This window comes from Candidatus Nitrosocosmicus oleophilus, from assembly GCF_000802205.1.
GTDB classification, from domain to species: domain Archaea; phylum Thermoproteota; class Nitrososphaeria; order Nitrososphaerales; family Nitrososphaeraceae; genus Nitrosocosmicus; species Nitrosocosmicus oleophilus.
The window spans coordinates 2,887,820-2,905,906 of the sequence record NZ_CP012850.1 but is presented as its reverse complement, the minus strand read 5'-3'; the positions used below and the strand labels follow the sequence as shown (position 1 = coordinate 2,905,906).

Below are 18,087 nucleotides of genomic sequence, written 5' to 3'. Positions count from 1 at the left end.
CCAAAAACATTTCTCTCTGATCTTATGTTATTGCATTTTATGCAAAGGATTGAGGAATATTGGGTGGATATTTAAATACCAGTTAATGTTATTAGTCATCGTGAAATTTAATACATTGATTTTTAGATATCTTTTTCTTGACATTAGCATTCTATTATTTTTGTTTTCATTGACTTATTCTGGACTATTTACAGATAAAGCTGAGGCCAAAACTGGATGTAATGATACTGGTACACCAATTGATAAGGATGCAGATGACATCCCAGATGCATGGGAATTATACGGCTTGGATCTTAACAATGATTCTCAGATGGATCTTAATCTAAAATCTCTTGGAGCAAAAGTTGATCACAAAGATTTATTCTTGGAAATTGATTATATGAAAAATCACAGACCAAATGATACTTCAATTCAAATGATCAAGGATGCTTTCAAGAACTCTCCACCCTGTAATCCCGATAATACCACTGGGATTAATTTGCATGTAATTGTAGACGATGAAATCCCCCATCAATCATATATTCATCTTGTTTGTCAAGCTGGCGGAAAATGGGATGGTTTCAATTCACTTAAAGATAAATACTTCGGGTTATCAAATGACGCTAACGATTCAAACAAAATAAATATTAATTCAGCAAAATTAATGGTATATCATTACGGAATATTTATTCATCAATTTACCCCGTTGAAGAATCTAAAACCTTTCGAAACTAGATCCGGATGTGCAAATCCAAGTACTTTGGATTTCGTTGTATCTTTGGGTGAATTTGATAAAGCAAAGCTTCTTAATACAAATTCTACGATACTAAAAACTGATGCTACCACAGGAGATGTGAAATCCAATATTTACTATGAATCAGGAACATTAATGCATGAGTTGGGACATACGCTAGGATTAGGACACGGTGGAAACCTCACTGATGACAACAGCTATAAACCAAATTATTTGAGTATCATGAATTATAATTTTCAATTTCCTTCACCTGTTGGCAACAGACCCTTGGATTACTCCAGGTGCGCTAGTCTGCCATTAAATGAAAAAAGCATTAATGAATCTAGAGGAATAGTGACAACTTGTTTACCAAGCGAGGCTAATATGAGCACATGGATTGGTTATCACAATTTAGATCATAAAAAAATATGTCCTCCTGATATGCCATACGTTCTAAATAAATCCTTAGATTGGGATGGTAAAGACAACATAACCTCAACAAAGCTAATCCCGATTAATATCGATTGTGATAAGGTACCAACGGAGGTATTAACTGGATATGATGATTGGAAGAATATTAAATACATTCTAACTAAAAGTAATTTCGATCGGATTTTACCTACGGAAATAAACAGAATATTTGCATCATCAACCGATTCGACCATAGATATTGTCAATTCACCTGCAGATCTGAATATCTATAATGAAAAAAGTATTCCGGATCTATTGTTGGATCATGTAGTCTTAAGTAATAACATTGTACAAACCGTAAATAACTTGTCAGAGAGTGAAGGAAAGAACCTTCTTCTGACCAAATTGGGCGAGAGTAAATCCACCACAACCTATTCCATCCCACGTAGTGCTGCTGCAGCAATATCATTAACTAACGATACAGGCAGCTTTGTTGTCAGTAACTCCACTAACATTTCTATCCCAAGTAATGCTTCAAATGTACTTCAGATAAAAAACTCCACCACTAACTATTTCATCCCACGTAGTGCTGCTGCAGCAATATCATTAACTAACGATACAGGCAGCTTTGTTGTCAGTAACTCCATTAACATTGCTGTCTTTAGTAAATCCGGTGACGCTTCAAATGTACTTCAGATAAAAAACTCCACCACTAACTATTTCATCCCACGTAGTGCTGCTGCAGGAATTGTATTAACTAACGATACAGGCAGCTTTGTAGTAAGTAACTCCACTAATATTGCCATCTCTAGTAATACTGCTGCAGGAAGGGTTATCTCTAACGATACAGGCAGCTTTGTAGTCAGTAACTCCACCAACATTTCTATCCCAAGTAATGCTTCAAATGTACTTCACATAAAAAACTCCACCACTAACATTTCTATCCCAAGTAGTGCTGCTGCTGCAGCAGGAATTGTATTAACTAACGATACAGGCAGCTTTGTAGTAAGTAACTCCATTAACATTGCTGTCTCAAGTAACTCCAGTGACGCTTCAAATGTACTTCAGATAAAAAACTCCACCACTAACTATTTCATCCCACGTAGTGCTGCTGCAGGAATTGTATTAACTAACGATACAGGCAGCTTTGTAGTCAGTAACTCCACCAACATTTCTATCCCTGAGAATATTTTATCTCAAGCTATAGCCGACTCATCGAATCTAAAAGACTCACTTGAGGCTGGCGAAATTGATAAAGTAATAAACATTTTGGACTTTTTAGAAAAAAGTTCTGATTCATCAGGGGATTTAATTCGTGATCTTGCATTTCAGAATAAATTTAATCCACAAGTGAATAATCTCAAATCAGTTTTAGAAAAACAATTGGGCTAAATCAAACCTCGCAGAAGATTGATGTAATTTCGTGGATAATAGGAGATTACGCATCTACAATTGAGTAAGAGGAGTCGTATCTGATTGTGCATATATGCAAAATTTAGATAATACTGAATTTTGCAAAAAGTCTTGATTAAATGATCTCTTAAATTGCACAAAAAAAAAGACCGCAAATTCAACTTACGTTTTTAGGTCGGATATTGCTAATTCATGCCAAAAGAACACAAAAATTTATATATATTATTGGGTAGATAACAACATGCAGGTCAAAGGGATCAAACTGTACCCAAATTGCTTGATACCACAATGTGGATATCTATCTTTTTTTCCATATAATCACATCATAAATCATGAATTAATTAGAACAGCTAAAGTGCTTGCTCAATTAGAATCTCATAAAAATTTAAACGTTGATTACATGATTAATTTGGATAAGGCGGTTTGTTCATAAGGTGGAAATATGGAGTATAATAAATCAGTAATTAGACCCCCTAATAATCCTGAGACTTTAGAATTAAAAAAGTCAAAAAATCTAAGAGATTTCTCCAAAATTGAATCTGAAATATCAAGAAGAAGTAGTAATTTAACCAAAATCAATTTGCAATTGGCTAATCGATCTACTGAAATTAAAAAAACTTATGATGATGATGTTATTCAAACAATAAATGATCTTTTTTATGACCGCGTAACTGTTTTTCCATTTATTGGTGATATTATGAGAGCGACTAAAGTGTTATTAAGGTTTATTCGTTATCCAAAACCCGTTCCGTCCAGTACATTTATTGAACAAACTATCAGGAAGATTACTTTGAGTAAACGAATCACACGATTTGATATCTCTCAAATGACAAAGGTCTCTACTGTAAATTATAATAATGTAAAGGAATTTATGAATGGTGGCCCTTTGGGAGAAAATTGGAATAGAGCACCCAATGGTTTTTACGATTGGATAGACAATAAGAGCAAAGAGAGCATACTCAGTATAGAACTGGGATTTAAGGCCGATAATTATGGAATGGAAGTATGTAAAAAACTCATAGAAAAAAAGAGATCAAATCCTAGTATGCATATTAGTTTACTTATTGATGGCTTAGTTTCTGTTTTGATGCAAAAGCCACCTACAAGTTTGAAGGACTTTGAAGTAAACACTTTGAAAATGATAGATGATATGAGAAAGGCCGGAATTAGCGTATATGTAAACGACAGCTGGAATCCACTATCATCAGATTTTTTAGCCGCAAATCATATTAAATTATGGATTTTTGATGGATCAGTCGCCTTTTTTGGAGGTATCGGAATAGAATCACAGTTTAGAGATATACTGTTTGATGAGATGGACCTAGTGCAAGGACCATTTGTAAGAGTACTGACCATGATGACTTTGTTGATAATGTCAAACCAAAAAAGCCGTTCTAATGAATTTGATAATATTAAACAATTCCATGAAATGGAAAAGAAGGAAATAAAAAAGTTATTCATAAAACAATTGCCAAAAGAGGGAAATATAACTATAAGACTTTCTATGAATGTTCCTGGCTATGTTCAAGATGCTCAAAGTGATTATGTAGACTTATTGTTACGCAAAGACATGGATGAAATCTTCATAATGGCGCCCTATTTTTCAGATGATAAAATAGCTCGAGCATTGGTAAGATCTGCTACTTTCTTGTATTCTCGACGATATAAAGAAAAAAAGATAGAATTTAAAAAAGACATGGACAAATACTCAAAAAAAGAATTCAAGGAATTGATTGACAAGGAAATTGCGAAGGAGAAAAAGATACATATTATATTTCCAAAAAAGCAAGAGAATAGAATCATCGAAGAAGTTTCCAAATACTATGCATATTATTTAAGAAATAATCCTTTAGTAGAAACGTTGCAATTCTATGCTGAATCAGGAGGAAAAATTCATGAGATGTTACATGCTAAGCAATTGCTAATAGTATTAAAAAACAGGAAAAAAAACTGGACCAAATATGTAAAGTTTGGCGGAAGTTATAATCCAGCAGGAAGAGCACATAATATGTGGGAGCTAAACGCAGTTATGTATAAAGGACCTTGGAAGGATAGTGATGATTTGGATGCTCTAGAGGATAATGATATAAAAAACTATCTAGAAAAGGTGATGAAAGTAGTAGTTTCTGATTACTCCCAGCCTTTCCCATGGGGAAGTTCAAAGATTTACATTTCACCATTACAACGGGCATCCATGAAATTAGCTCAACTATCGTGGGTTTAAGTTAAATAGAATTGCTGGCATCTATGTATTCTTCATTTATATTAGTAATCAGCTATTCTCTACCTTATTTTAATCCAAATATGATGAGAAAATTGGGATTACATCTGGCAGAATAAAGTAAATTATCTAATATACATACCAGCAAAACCATAAAATAATAAAAGATTGTTTTAGGTAATAACAAAAAAATTCTTTGCTTTTATGTCAGATGATGAAAATCCTGTTTCAAGAGATTGTTCTATTTCCCAATAGTATTTGGAATATTTTCCTTCATAACTCCTATGGGCAGTACTTGGTATGCTAAAGTTAAATGAACCCGTATTGTCAGAATCCCAAATTATATTAGTTTTATATTCCTCTATAACAGATGTCCTAGAAATATTATCTGCTGCAGCATACTCTAGACCTCTAATCACAATTTCTCCTTTTTGGATACTGCCTCTATCTAGATTTCTGATTTTGATAGTGCCTGCAATTGTTTCGCCTCGAGAATAACGACTCTTGGGAATCTCCACTACTGATTCAACCACTCCTTTTTTTCCATTGATGAAAGTCCTAACAGGATCTCCGATATTTTGTTCCTTCACTACAATATTGAAATTTTTGCTATCTGTTTTGTTTAATCCGAAGGTCTCAGCTTCTGCTAGAATTGAATAACTTATTTTTGCATGTTGTCCGGTATAACTTTCCATCAGGTTGGTAGGAAGCTTAAATTCGAAATAGCTCGGCGATTTAGAATCTAATGGAATTTCACGCGAATATAGCGTTTCTGAATCACTATGGTTTATGGTTTCAGTCTGTTCTGCAGTTGGTCGATCAGGCCTTCCATCACCATCTCTATCTACACCTGGAATACTATCAGGCCTTCCATCACCATCTCTATCTACACCTGGAATACTATCAGGCCTTCCATCACCATCTCTATCTACACCTGGAATACTATCAGGCCTTCCATCACCATCTCTATCTACACCTGGCGTAGGACGTATTACCGGAACTTGCACCCTACGGGTCTCGGTTATGGTTGTTGTCTGGTATCCGTTGATTTTGATCTTCATGCCTTTTACCCCTCCTATCAGGGGATCAGTATATTCTATATGACCACTTACCTTCTCATCGGGTTGATAAGTCTCTTTGTTAATAAATAGATCTAATTTCAATGATATAATACAGGGGTTCCCAATATAATAAGTTTTGCCAATAATTACCAAAAGCATAAAATCCCATGTATTAGTAGTTTATAGTATAAGGAATCTAATCATCCAAATTATCAATTCCGCCTTTGTAAGCTACGTTGTTCTCTCATTAATGTTTTTCTCAAAAGGGGATTAAAAGTCGCAGCTTAGATTTATAAATCTGCAGACTTGTGAATATCTTGTATTGTCTCTAGGAGAGACCAGAATGTTAACTTGTACCTTTGCCAAATCTGAAATGAATATTTTTCCTATATTCTGATTTCTCTCTGAATATTAATGGTTTGCTAGGGGAGTAATATCAAATCTTATTACAAACCCTAATTCTTACAAGAGTAAGATTAACATTTATGGGTTTGGAGATTAAAGATATTAAATACTACAATAGAGAGAGTTTTTCGATGTCGAAAAGTTAGCCATTATTCCTACTGGAGTAAAAACAATAATTTGGATTTAAAAACAAAACAAACGATTGATAATGTATTCAAAAAAACTTTGCGAATAACTACCTAAAAAGTCGATTGAAAACAAATCAAAGCTAAAAATAGTTCATAAATCTGATCTTGAGAATGACTTACAATCTAGACAAAATAATTCCATTTTCAAATATATTTTTATACTATTAATTTCCATTTCGAGGTAATGAAAATCTTTAGTAAATTATTTTTTGTATGTTTTTTGGTGCTATCGATGGCACTAACAGCATCATTAAATAGTATTAGCATATTCGCACAATCAGATAGGGAGGCCAATCAATTAATGCAGGGCATGACAATGGATCAATCTCAACAAAGACCATCATCTTTAGGAATGCTTGGACAAGGACAAATGGCAATGGATCAATCTCAACAAAGACCATCTTTAGGAATGCTTGGACAAGGACAAATGGCAATGGATCAATCTCAACAAAGACCATCATCTTTAGGAATGCTTGGACAAGGACAAATGGCAATGGATCAATCTCAACAATCGGGTGCACCCAATCAGACTGCAACAGCAGCAGCATCATATTTCTATGTGTACCCAGGAACATATACGATATGGATCTATTCGAAAAATAATGATTATGGTTGGACTGACTTGTGTGGAATGAAATGGAAAGGGTCTTCTTCATCTTGGGGACAGGAATGTTTTGGCTTTAAGGATTGGAGCGTTGGTTCCAATGGGGCACATGGAACGGCTTCCTTCTATGTACCTGAAGGATATTACAAATACTTTGACAGCTGTGCACAGAGCTATGATGATGGCTGGTGGAATTATGGTACAAGCTACAACAACCCATACGCTGATCACAATTCATGGAATTGGAAATCCCAGCAACCGTCCAAATGCAATTATTAATTGTATAAAGGACTGTTCAAACACTTTACCTTTTTTTTAATCTTAATCAAGGAATAGCAATTTTATGCATCAATCTCATTTCTAAAGCCCAGTTTTAGATACTAAATATCGTATCCATTGGGAGTAATGCCTATGTTAACTTTAAAAAGAATGTCGGTGAAATAATGCTTAAGGTCATAATATTATTGATAAAATTCGCTGATCTGAAAAGCTTTTTATATTATTATTAAAAGTCTACTTTAATGAAATCACAGAATTTTATGACTATAGCATTTCTTTTTGTTACGACCTTAATAATAGCATCCATGACCAGTAATTATGTAGTTGTTGCTGGTGCGGCAACAACGGGAGGGAGTACAGGTTCAGGTAATTCTAATGATGAGTATCTTAAGGTTGACTACCTATCTAACGCAGATGAAACATCTTCTCAATTGGGTAACGATTTTCCGCCAAGATTTGTTCCCTCACAGAATATGGAAAGTCTGAATACAGGTTTAGCTGATATCGATGCCAAAACTTTGGTCAGTAATAATGAGAGCAAGTCAATGGGTTGGGATCCTAATGGATCTGCTGACACCTTCATAGTATTTGATAGCGCTGTAGATCCAGACAAGTCCCTTGTCTTGATAAATACAATACAGTTCAATAAAGTGACATGTTCGGTAGATTATCTTGCTAAGGGATTCTTTGAAATTCACTGTGATGAACCTCCTTCGCCTGGAGCTGCATTACACTACATGGTATTTAATGGTAAAATATCCACCATGGCAAGTATGTCCTCTAGTAATATCACTGAAAGAATTCAAAATATTTCCTCTGCAGAAAACATTACTATACCTAGAGCATTAGAACAAGCATCAAATCTTACATCGGCTAATAATAGTAATTTGACCAACATCAATAATGGTAACGTAACACAGGATGCACCTCAAAACAATACTTTGATAGATTCTTCTATTCCAGACAATCAGGTTTCATCCCAAAGTAATGGTACAATCACAGATGGCTCATCCCAAAATAATGAAGTATTAGCAGGTGATAATAGTTAGAAGGATTGAATCATAACATCTAACTTTTTTTGGTATCAGAGATAACTAAATACTCTAAAAATTTCAATTTTAGTTTAGTTTCTAAAGAGTTGTGTTCCTACATATATAATATTAATGAATTTGATTAGTTTAGTTTTTATGTTGCTATATATAATATGCAATGCCAGTTAATTAGTCTAGATTAAATTGGTATGCTAAGGATTAGTTGCAATAATCCTATTAAGAGGACATAAATTAAGTGATAGGGAATACTCTGCAAATCATTCATACTGATAATTGCCAATACATTCCAAACCAATCGTCTTGATTCATGTCTAGCCAACTTTGAAATGTAATGTTTTGTATATAATGAATATTATATTATTTTCAGTGTTCTTAGAGAGAATAGAGGTAATTTACAATAGTCACAATATTTATTTCAGTTTCTAATATTGTGTATTTGCAGGCAGTTTTACTTATCTTACATATCATTCTCCATTGAACATTTAATCATACTTAGGGAGATATGTGACCCCCTTTCAATTCTGAACTGGAAGGGATCATACTATCTGAAAAATTTTTTATTCAGATTTTGATGATCAAGGAGAGACTAATTATAATGTGAATACCTTTGCAGTAGAGGGCTTTCCGCTATACTAATAATTTTTGACCATCAAATTTTGCTTGTATGGCTTAAACGGATCTGCTCCAGTCAAAAAAATCACAATTAATTTATTTCGAATACCACTACTGTACTCTTAGAGCATGTCATATCCACCATCAAATAACAATAATATTGCCAATGAGCGTAGTGTTCTTAACCTAGATAGAGTTGTGTTCATAGGAAGAACTTTTTCTGAATACATGTGGATGTTTAATCTTGATGAATCCAGTTTAAAAGATCTTGAAATACTGGATTGTCCTTCCGGTGCATCATCATTTGTTGCTGAGATTTCAGCCAAATACAAGGTAAAAACAGCTGTTGGATGCGATTTAATGTATGAAGATGGCAATCTTCCTATCTTAGAAAAAAGAGGGAAAGATGACCTGGATTATATGATTGATAGCCTCTCTAGAGTTCCAGAGTTTTATAACTGGGAGATGTATTCGAATATCGAAGATCTTCGAAAGTCAAGAGCATCTTCGTTAAAGCAATTCATTTCAGATTACACAACAAAAGAACAAGTAAATAGTCCTTCTAAAAAACATAAAAGATACGTAAAAGCTGTCCTTCCAAAATTACCGTTTAGTGACAAAAGTTTTGATCTTGTGCTAAGCTCTAATTTCCTTTTTTACTATCATAACATGTTTGATTATGATTTTCATCATGATTCTATCTTAGAGATGTTGCGAGTTACTTCAAAGGAAGTTAGGATTTTTCCAGTTCAAAAACCAGATGCGAAAATTCCTGAATATCTTGATACATTGATGGAAAGTATAAATGAACGTATGAGAAGAAAAGTTTCATTCAGAATTGAGAAAGTAAAGTATGAATTTCGCAATGGAGTTAACAAAATGTTAGTGATAAATAGAGTAGATTGACTTTGCAGATAGTATAGAATTTTATGCATACCCAAATATTGGTAAAATTAAACAAGGAGTTGACGTCATGGTCAAAATTAATGGTGCTCAAATAATTATTTTATGTATCTTATCCATTGCTTTTTACTTCATTGCTCTCGTTGGTTGACACATTAATGGAATATTGTTGTTATATCTGTTAATTTTGTTCCTATCAAACCTAAATAATGCTAGTGTTCAATAACCCTTTGTATATTATATGAATAAAGACAAAGATTTGTTTCATACAAACTCTAAAAGACTTCGTAGAATTATATCAACAACGCCTGATAAAAATAAAACAAAGACTCTGGTCCCTACTATTTTATTTATATTTTCAGTTTTTTTCTTTGGCTTTCTGCAACAAACTAACACCGCAGATGCAACTACGACTTCCTTAGATCAAGCGATTGAGCAGTTCCAAAAAAACTTACAATCATCAATTGCTAAGGAGATCCAATTATATGGTAATGTAACCAATGGTAATAGTTGCAGTAATAGTATTTCAATCCAGACTCAAACAAATGATAATGGCCAGACTAGCAGTACTACTAAAAATACATGTAATAACAATTCTATTTTCTCTATAACATCCAATAATCCTCTTGTCAATAAGAACTTGTCAGGTGCAATAGTAAGTACAGAATATGACCTACAAACCGGAAAAATCATTAATAGTCTATTCGGAAATTGGTCACTAAAAACTAACAATGACAGCCAAATTGACTTTAAGACCACTTTCACAAAACAACCTTTGAGTTTATCCTCTAATAAATCAGAATCAGCTTTGTCCACTAATCAGCCCTCAGTCGGAAACAATAAAACAGAGTACACTCTTTCTAATTTTAGAGTTACTACTGTTACAGAACAAAACTCCGACATAACATTTAGGGGAACTATGGATGTAATTGAGAAAAATCTCTCTGCAGGTATCGATAGTACATCCACAACTAATACATTTGAGGACACCAATGCATCTGTATCTATTTTGGATGGTAGGATTTTGGTGATCAACTTTGATAAACAAAGCAGTCTATTCAACGAATTTAGAGATATTCCTTTGGTTGGTGTGGTAATAGAATAGAGATCTATATTATTTTTTGTATAAAGCTAACTGTGATTTTATATGTGAATCATAATTTTTGGTTGTATATATTTATTATTCACGGTGCTTATTTAACATATCATATTCTTTATGGGAATATAAACCACAGATATAAAAGAAATAAGAATGTGATATTTGTTAACAACAAGTATCTTTTTTGAACATGTTATTAAACAATTCCTCTATAACCACTCGAGATGTACCTCCTGGAATTTCCGACAAATTTTATTGTTTCAAATATTCATTCGTAATCGCAGGTATTTGGATTGGATATGACATTCGCAAATTCACGTTTGATGAAAAAATTATCATTGATTCTATTTGACTTGCACTTTGATCTACTATAATATGATATGAATATATGATTAGAGTGCAATATGTTAACTGAATTTGATTTTTATAATAAGATTATTCCACTCTTTTCTCAATACTCATATGGCACTCTTCCTTAAACTGTCTGTAAGTCTTTGTAAGGCAGTAGATTTGTCATATCGATCCAGTCGAATATCTAATATGGAAAAGCTTTCTTTATTTCTTTCAGCCTGAAGTAACGAATCCTCAAATTGCTCTTCAGTTTCTATAAGGTATCCTATACCACCTCCGATCAACTTAAGAATTTTGCTATAATCCCACATTGGAATATCATTAAAATGACCATCTAAAATAGAACGTTCTGTACCATAGCCTTGATTATCTAGTACAAGTACTATAGGGTTTAGATTAAACCTATAAGATGTTGATATTTCCATGCCCGTCATTTGAAATGCACCATCACCTACTATTACCAGTGGTCGTAATTTTGGATTGGCAAACTGAGCTCCAATGCTTGCAGGTACAGCAAAGCCCATAGAAGCATAATATGCTGAAGATAAAAACTCTGTTTTGTTATGAATCACTAGATCTGTACTTCCAAATAAGGCATCCCCTACGTCTGCTAAGACTATCATATTATTTTTTAAAAAAGAATCAAGGCATTGAAATAATCTGTTGATCGTTATTTTTTTTCCTTTAATTGCAGAAAACTGAATTGATTTTTGAGTATATGGTAGATTAGTGACTCTTCTAGGCCCACCAATCTCATTAGAATCAGCCATTCCTCTAATAAAATCCTCAAGTCTAATCCCTTCAAAATTATGGTATTTTATTGAAACTTTTTCACTTGTAATAGATATACTATTTGCCGGATCTATTTTTGAAGGAAGTCCACCAAGATCCAGATCAGTCACAAAGGCACCCAAAAGGATCAAGCAATCACTTGATTCCACATAATCTCTAACGTTATCATGGCCCATAGCGCCCTCATATAATCCCAAATATAATGGATGGATTTCGCTTATTACAGACTTGCTTGAAAGAGTTGATGCTACAGGTATTTGGAATTTTTCAACAATGGACACCAATTTATCCTGCAATCCATACCGATGTAATTCAACTCCTGCCAGTATAGCTAGCTTTTTAGATGATTTTATGATAGAGATTACTTCCATAAGCGCTTCATTTAATACTGTTGAATTGTCTTTCTCCTTTTCAGGGTCAGAAAAAGACTCCTTACCATTGATACGACTTTTATCTAAGTATAGTGGTTGAGAAACCATGTCTCTAGGTATTTCAATATATACAGGACGTTTATGTTGCAGAGAAGAATCTAGAACTCTATCAATTTCCTTGGCAGCCGTTTGTGGGTCGTCCAGTACGGTAGAAGAAATAGTTACATGATTAAATACTCTAAGTTGAGTGTCAAAGTCCCTTACCTTGTGATGGAGCAATGGATCTTTTCTCCTTTCTCTTATCCCCGGTGATCCACTTATTACTATCAGGGGAGATTTTTCTGCAAAGGCTCCCGCAGTTGGATTGGCAATCTTCAATCCTCCGACGCAGTAAGTAACGCAAACAGCTCCCACTCCATTAACTCGGGCATAAGCATCAGCAGCAAACCCCGCTCGCTGTTCATCACACATGTTGATTACTTTGATTTTGCTATTGACTAGTAGATCATAGAATCCAAGTACAAAATCCCCTGGAACTCCAAAAATATGTCTTATTCCAAGTTCATAGAGTCTTTCAATGAGGTATTGCCCTATGCTAATAAATCCACTCTCCATAAGTCTCTCATTTCACAATTTCAATAAAAAAATATGGTATGATTTGAGAATAACATATTTCCTTTTATCATAAGCCGTACAGATATTCTTAAATTCCATAGATTCAATGAGGCTAATAAATCCACTCTCCATAAGTCTCTCATTTCACAATTTCAATAAAAAAATATGGTATGATTTGAGAATAACATATTTCCTTTTATCATAAGCCGTACAGATATTCTTAAATTCCATAGATTCAATGAGGCTAAAAACCCACCAATCAAAATCTGTCATTTACTCGACATAAAAATCCGTCTAATTCATAGTTCTTTTTGTTCATAAAAATGAAATTATGTTTATATCGTTTAAATCAAAAATTTAATAGACTATGAACAAAATACAAGGGCAATTCCTTACTGTTACTTTATTAGACACAGCTAGTACGTTTAATCGGCATTCTATTGGGTTGTTTCTGATTAATATGAACACACATATTATGGATAACTAAAGAATTACTTTTACAGGCTTAGACCTCATTCAGAGATAACTTTACGATTTGAAGACACTTTAACCCACCCATTTGTGATTAACTGAAAAAGAGCATATTCCAAATTTGTAATTACTCTATGTTCCATATTTGTATTTTATTATTCGGGATTTTCTTTAGGACAACATTTGAAGGACATGTTTTCATTGTCAAATGAAAACATACATCGATTTGGTAATGTGTTCAGAAATACACACTGCAAAAGCAGTCATATGGTGAGATCAAGTTTTTAGAGATATTGTGAATGTGATATAATTGAAGGTTTCAATATCACTTGAAAGTAAGCGAATTCCCATTTTCACCTGTCTAAAGAAAAGAACACATTTGCATTAGAATTTTTCCTATCAGAATAACCAAAATATGAAAAGACAAGGAAGGCAACATTTAGCTGATAAACTGATAATCTAATAAACACGATTGGTAATAGAAAAACGTAGCAAAAAGCTACATAACAGATTGCCTATACTTCTTATTCTCAAAAAGCGACATCCAAACCGAAGGAAATTATTTGCAAAAATATTTCGAAATTTGGAAAAATTGCATAACCTTAACAATATCCTTTTATAACATGATTTGGTCAAGAATTCATGAATGAAAATGATTCATATGATAAATTTTCATCTGGCTTTGCAGTTGTATATGTCAAGGAAGGTGGCTTAGTGGGAATAAAACAAAAGATATTTTATGATTCTTTTACAAAAGAATTAACATTTATCGATCAAATAAATAATACCTTTAGAGTTTCAAAACTTACCGTTAATGAAGAAAAGGAGTTAGCGAATGAAATTTTAGCTGACGAAGTACTGGATTCTGACCAAAACTATCCTCCAAAGGAAGGAAGTGCAGATTTTTTTAGTTATGGTCTCTTAATCATTCTAACTAACATGTCACATTCTGTAAAATGGACTGATGCTTCAGGAACCCTTCCAGAGGGTCTTCCTAAATTTGCCACCTTCATCGAAAATATGAAACCTGATCAATAGTCTTTCCTTTTTGCGATACTACGTACCTAACAATAATTTTATGCCAATCATTTCTACTTTAAAAGATCATGTTTGATATCAATATATTAAGTACCACTGTATAACGATCTGCTGATAGCTCTCTAGATGTAACGAAAATATAATTTGCTTATACTGTAGGACTACTTGGTCATAAAACCAAAAAAATCGGATGACGATTCAATAAATCACCTATCTTGTATTACTTCCATTAATGAAAGTTAATTGCTTTGTTGCATAATTCCTTATTCTCCGGTTATCATCATGATCATCATGTTATATTCTTCTAAAAATGTTATACAATGATACTTTTATCATGATCTCCTTTACCATGTTTTGAAACCTGTTTGCTGATGTGTATTCACCAAACATTCTCTTTATAGCTGAGAACACAGTTTCAGATATCCATCTCTGTCCGTATTTTCTTTTTGTCTTCCATTTCAACAGATCCTTTGCTTGTAACTTTACTTCGTTGTTCCTTAACCTATTGTTTTTAGGAGAAACAATAGAGTTCCTTCTTACCTTTATACCTGGATTGATCTTTTTGTCCTCAAGATACACAAAGTTTGGATTTGAATCATAGGCTCCATCAGCTAGTACCGATTTTATCTTTACAGTGTTTGGTTCTCTCGAATCCAAAACATGATTGACTAGTTTCTTTAGCATTTTCCCATCATGTACCTTCTCATCTGTCACTTCCAAAGCAATGATTTTCCTGGTCTTTATGTCTACAGCAACGTGGATCTTGAGATATCCTTTTCTATTTTGTGTATTCCATTTCTCATCCATCCACTGACCTCTGTTAGTAATCTTGATACCTGTACTGTCTACTGATATTATTAGGTCATCATCGTCATCCATCTTGTCTCTTTTAATATCGATGTTTAGCTTGTTGATTCGTTTACAGATGTGACCATAACTTGGTGGATTAGCAGGTAACCTTTTTCCTGTGGCCTTAATTATACCTTGGGTTTGTCTGTATGGTAGGTGAAATAAATAGCGAATGTAACCAATGGCCAAGATGAAAGAATCTGGAAATACAAATGGTTTACCCTTTTTGTTTATATTCATATTCTCTATCTCTGAACCCCAACCATCAAGGAAATCATACGAGAAGAGGATCTCACCGCGTTGAACTAATGAGCGATTGTAAGAGGGCCAGTCTATCACAAATAATCAATCTGTTCATTCCAGCTAAATATGTTGAGTTAGGCGACAAAGCAAAAGTTAATTACAATCATCAACTTAGTTAGATATCAAAAACAATTTTAAATGATTAAGGTTGATTGAAAATCTTAGATATTTGGTAACGGATGAGTTTCACCCAGTTATAAATTAGTTGGCATTGATATCGATTCGAATAGCATTTGTTCCTAATTATGAAGTATCAAAATATTGTGACCTCGTTTCATGTAGTTATTGTCCACTCATTTTGGTAAATGCCATGAAGGTTTAGCTATTTTAATGAACTTTGAGATGTCTTTACTACTATTGTAAATAGAATTGGCCTTCAAAACAATAACAGTGCCCAATGCTCCCATGATCCCGCCAACCATAGTAAATATCAAAATTAAATTCATATTACTATTATATTGACCTACAAAAGTTAGACTATCAATAAAATTATTTGCAAGATTATCAATCGTTACGGGCAATCCGAAAAGTTTTATGAAAACTATAGTAAGCATAGGAAAATTAAAAGTATAGTAGGTAAGTCCTACAATTATTCCTGCTCCTATAAGCAAAAACAAATGTAAGTTTTTAAAGTTAATTTTCTTGTTACTATTTTTTTCTTCTATTAAATTTCTATGACCAACAGAATAATTAGCTATATAATCCGCTATTAGAATAGGGATTATAGCTATCGACACATAAACTGGGATGAGAACCATGGATTCAGGAAAGCTACTAGCAGGAAGTATACTGCCCAAAACGGTTATTCCAATGACAATTAATGCAACGGTACTTGCTGTGCCTGTTTTATTAAAGACCTTGCATACTTGAACAAATATAATAGAGGTGATAAGTGGTATACAAATCGTGCCAATTATTGCTGCTACCATAGGATCTGGGTTAAAATTTAATGAATGCCCTTTAGAAAATGGAAGCGCAAAGAAATACACATACCATGTTGATATATACCATAATGTGCCAAATAAAGAGATCAATATACCTTTTAAACCTCTTGAATTTCTATTATTTTGATAAAGCCAGTAACAAGCAATAATGGCTCCAATGTTAATTATTAGCATACCAGTAATTACAACTAGATGAGGGGGACTAAGTAACCCATCATTTCCAAATAGCCTGTGCCAAAAAAAATCTAGAGGAGCTCCGCTTAATAGAACAATTGTACCAGCAATTAAGAGTCTCAATGATACTTTAATGTTTTGAATCTTCATAATCTCTATTTTCTTATTAGGATTTTCCTCAACTACTGCTTTATCTTTAAATCCAGGTCTTGCAACCACAACTCGGCTCTTTTCAAAATTTATTGCTCCTAAAAACGCAATTAGTGTAAATCCGATACCAGTATATAGCATAAGGTGTGGAGGTGTAAAAAAAGTTTCAGGTGTTTTTATTAAATGTGATGTTGCATCCCAACTGCCTGCAAAGGATTGGAGGAGCAATCCCAATGCTGATAGTGTTACTATTAATACAAGTTTCTCAGTTGGATTCTTACAAAAAATTGTATTTGATTGCATTTTCTTCCTCCGAATGCTCAATAGATAGAATATGGATTAAAGTGTTTTACATTCGAGTTCAACGGAATATTGGACAATATGAATTAGTGTAGAGTTTGTTAGTTTAAAGGAATTATTATTAATATTTTTATGTTATTGATATAGAAAAATATTGTAGACTAAACTTTTACTGTATATTATTCTAATTATTAATAGATAATATATGTCCCTATTTAAAAATTTTCAAATAATATTTTTATTAAAATATATTTTGCAGATGTACAGTGTATGAAAGAGGGATTACTCAAACTCAAGGCAATGGAATGGGAGGAATTATATTTTATATAATGAGTAGACTTGAATAGTAAGATAATGACCTGATGGAATCTGAACTTTAGGATAACTTTTTCTGATATATTTAGGGATTGAATCTAATGTAGCAAATCAGGAGATCGCCCAAAGTTATTGTTAGTTTCTAAAAACCAAGTATACACAAATCGCAAGAAAAGGTGCAACTTTTGATAAATACCAACAACAACTATGTGGTGCTAGGTAAGAAAAGTTAAACATTTTATGGTTAAAAGTTACCAAAGATCTCGATTACTTCAAAGCTCCATGTTAATCGACCCATTATTTCAAGGAATATACGTAGGATAAACCAGGGACATAACGAAAGAATCAAAGATTATACTGTCAAATAAGTGACTGCCGACAAATTTCTTGTCAGGAGAAATCGATGAGTAATGTTAATAATTATAGGAGCTACTTGAACAAACAAAATCTCCTA

Annotated in this window: 11 protein-coding genes; 7 read left to right on the top strand and 4 right to left on the bottom strand. The window is 33.3% G+C overall.

All coding sequences use genetic code 11. The annotated features are described in order from the left end of the window. Positions 1-100 precede the first annotated feature (100 nt). Positions 101-2,515, top strand: coding sequence for a hypothetical protein (locus NMY3_RS14035; protein ID WP_231100103.1), 2,415 nt, complete (start codon positions 101-103; stop codon positions 2,513-2,515). Positions 2,516-2,978: 463 nt separating this feature from the next. After that, entirely contained in the window at positions 2,979-4,760 is a 1,782-nt protein-coding gene (locus tag NMY3_RS14030) for a phospholipase D-like domain-containing protein (RefSeq protein ID WP_196816440.1), read from the top strand. Between the two features lie 170 nt (positions 4,761-4,930). Here NMY3_RS14030 and NMY3_RS14025 read toward each other — a convergent pair whose 3' ends face one another. Further along, positions 4,931-5,920, bottom strand: a complete 990-nt coding sequence (locus NMY3_RS14025; protein WP_196816439.1) for a hypothetical protein — start codon at positions 5,918-5,920, stop codon at positions 4,931-4,933. Positions 5,921-6,643: 723 nt separating this feature from the next. Here NMY3_RS14025 and NMY3_RS14020 point away from each other — a divergent pair. The 4 genes from NMY3_RS14020 to NMY3_RS14005 all read left to right on the top strand — a co-directional run bounded on the left by NMY3_RS14020 (position 6,644) and on the right by NMY3_RS14005 (position 10,966). After that, positions 6,644-7,294, top strand: a complete 651-nt coding sequence (locus tag NMY3_RS14020; RefSeq protein ID WP_196816438.1) for a hypothetical protein — start codon at positions 6,644-6,646, stop codon at positions 7,292-7,294. Positions 7,295-7,536: 242 nt separating this feature from the next. Further along, positions 7,537-8,343, top strand: a complete 807-nt coding sequence (locus NMY3_RS14015) for a hypothetical protein (RefSeq protein WP_196816437.1) — start codon at positions 7,537-7,539, stop codon at positions 8,341-8,343. Positions 8,344-9,087: 744 nt separating this feature from the next. Then, a complete protein-coding gene (locus NMY3_RS14010) occupies positions 9,088-9,864 on the top strand; it encodes a methyltransferase domain-containing protein (protein ID WP_196816436.1) in 777 nt (258 codons plus the stop codon). Between the two features lie 238 nt (positions 9,865-10,102). Next, positions 10,103-10,966, top strand: a complete 864-nt coding sequence (locus NMY3_RS14005; RefSeq protein ID WP_196816435.1) for a hypothetical protein — start codon at positions 10,103-10,105, stop codon at positions 10,964-10,966. A gap of 452 nt (positions 10,967-11,418) precedes the next feature. On the opposite strand, the gene NMY3_RS14000 is transcribed toward NMY3_RS14005, so the two are convergent. Beyond that, a complete protein-coding gene (locus NMY3_RS14000) occupies positions 11,419-13,089 on the bottom strand; it encodes an alpha-keto acid decarboxylase family protein (RefSeq protein ID WP_196816434.1) in 1,671 nt (556 codons plus the stop codon). Between the two features lie 1,113 nt (positions 13,090-14,202). Between NMY3_RS14000 and NMY3_RS13995 the strand changes: the two genes are divergently transcribed. Then, positions 14,203-14,598: a hypothetical protein gene (locus tag NMY3_RS13995; protein ID WP_196816433.1), complete on the top strand. Its 396-nt coding sequence runs from the start codon at positions 14,203-14,205 to the stop codon at positions 14,596-14,598. A 294-nt stretch (positions 14,599-14,892) separates the two neighbouring features. Here the strand turns inward: NMY3_RS13995 and NMY3_RS13990 are convergent, their stop codons facing one another. Next, the gene (locus NMY3_RS13990; RefSeq protein WP_076612400.1) at positions 14,893-15,786 is read right to left on the bottom strand and encodes an IS5-like element ISThar1 family transposase; all 894 of its coding nucleotides are present in this window, start codon (positions 15,784-15,786) and stop codon (positions 14,893-14,895) included. A gap of 257 nt (positions 15,787-16,043) precedes the next feature. Continuing rightward, on the bottom strand, positions 16,044-17,321 hold the full coding sequence (locus NMY3_RS13985; protein WP_196816432.1) for a hypothetical protein: 1,278 nt from the start codon (positions 17,319-17,321) through the stop codon (positions 16,044-16,046). Positions 17,322-18,087: the final 766 nt, after the last annotated feature.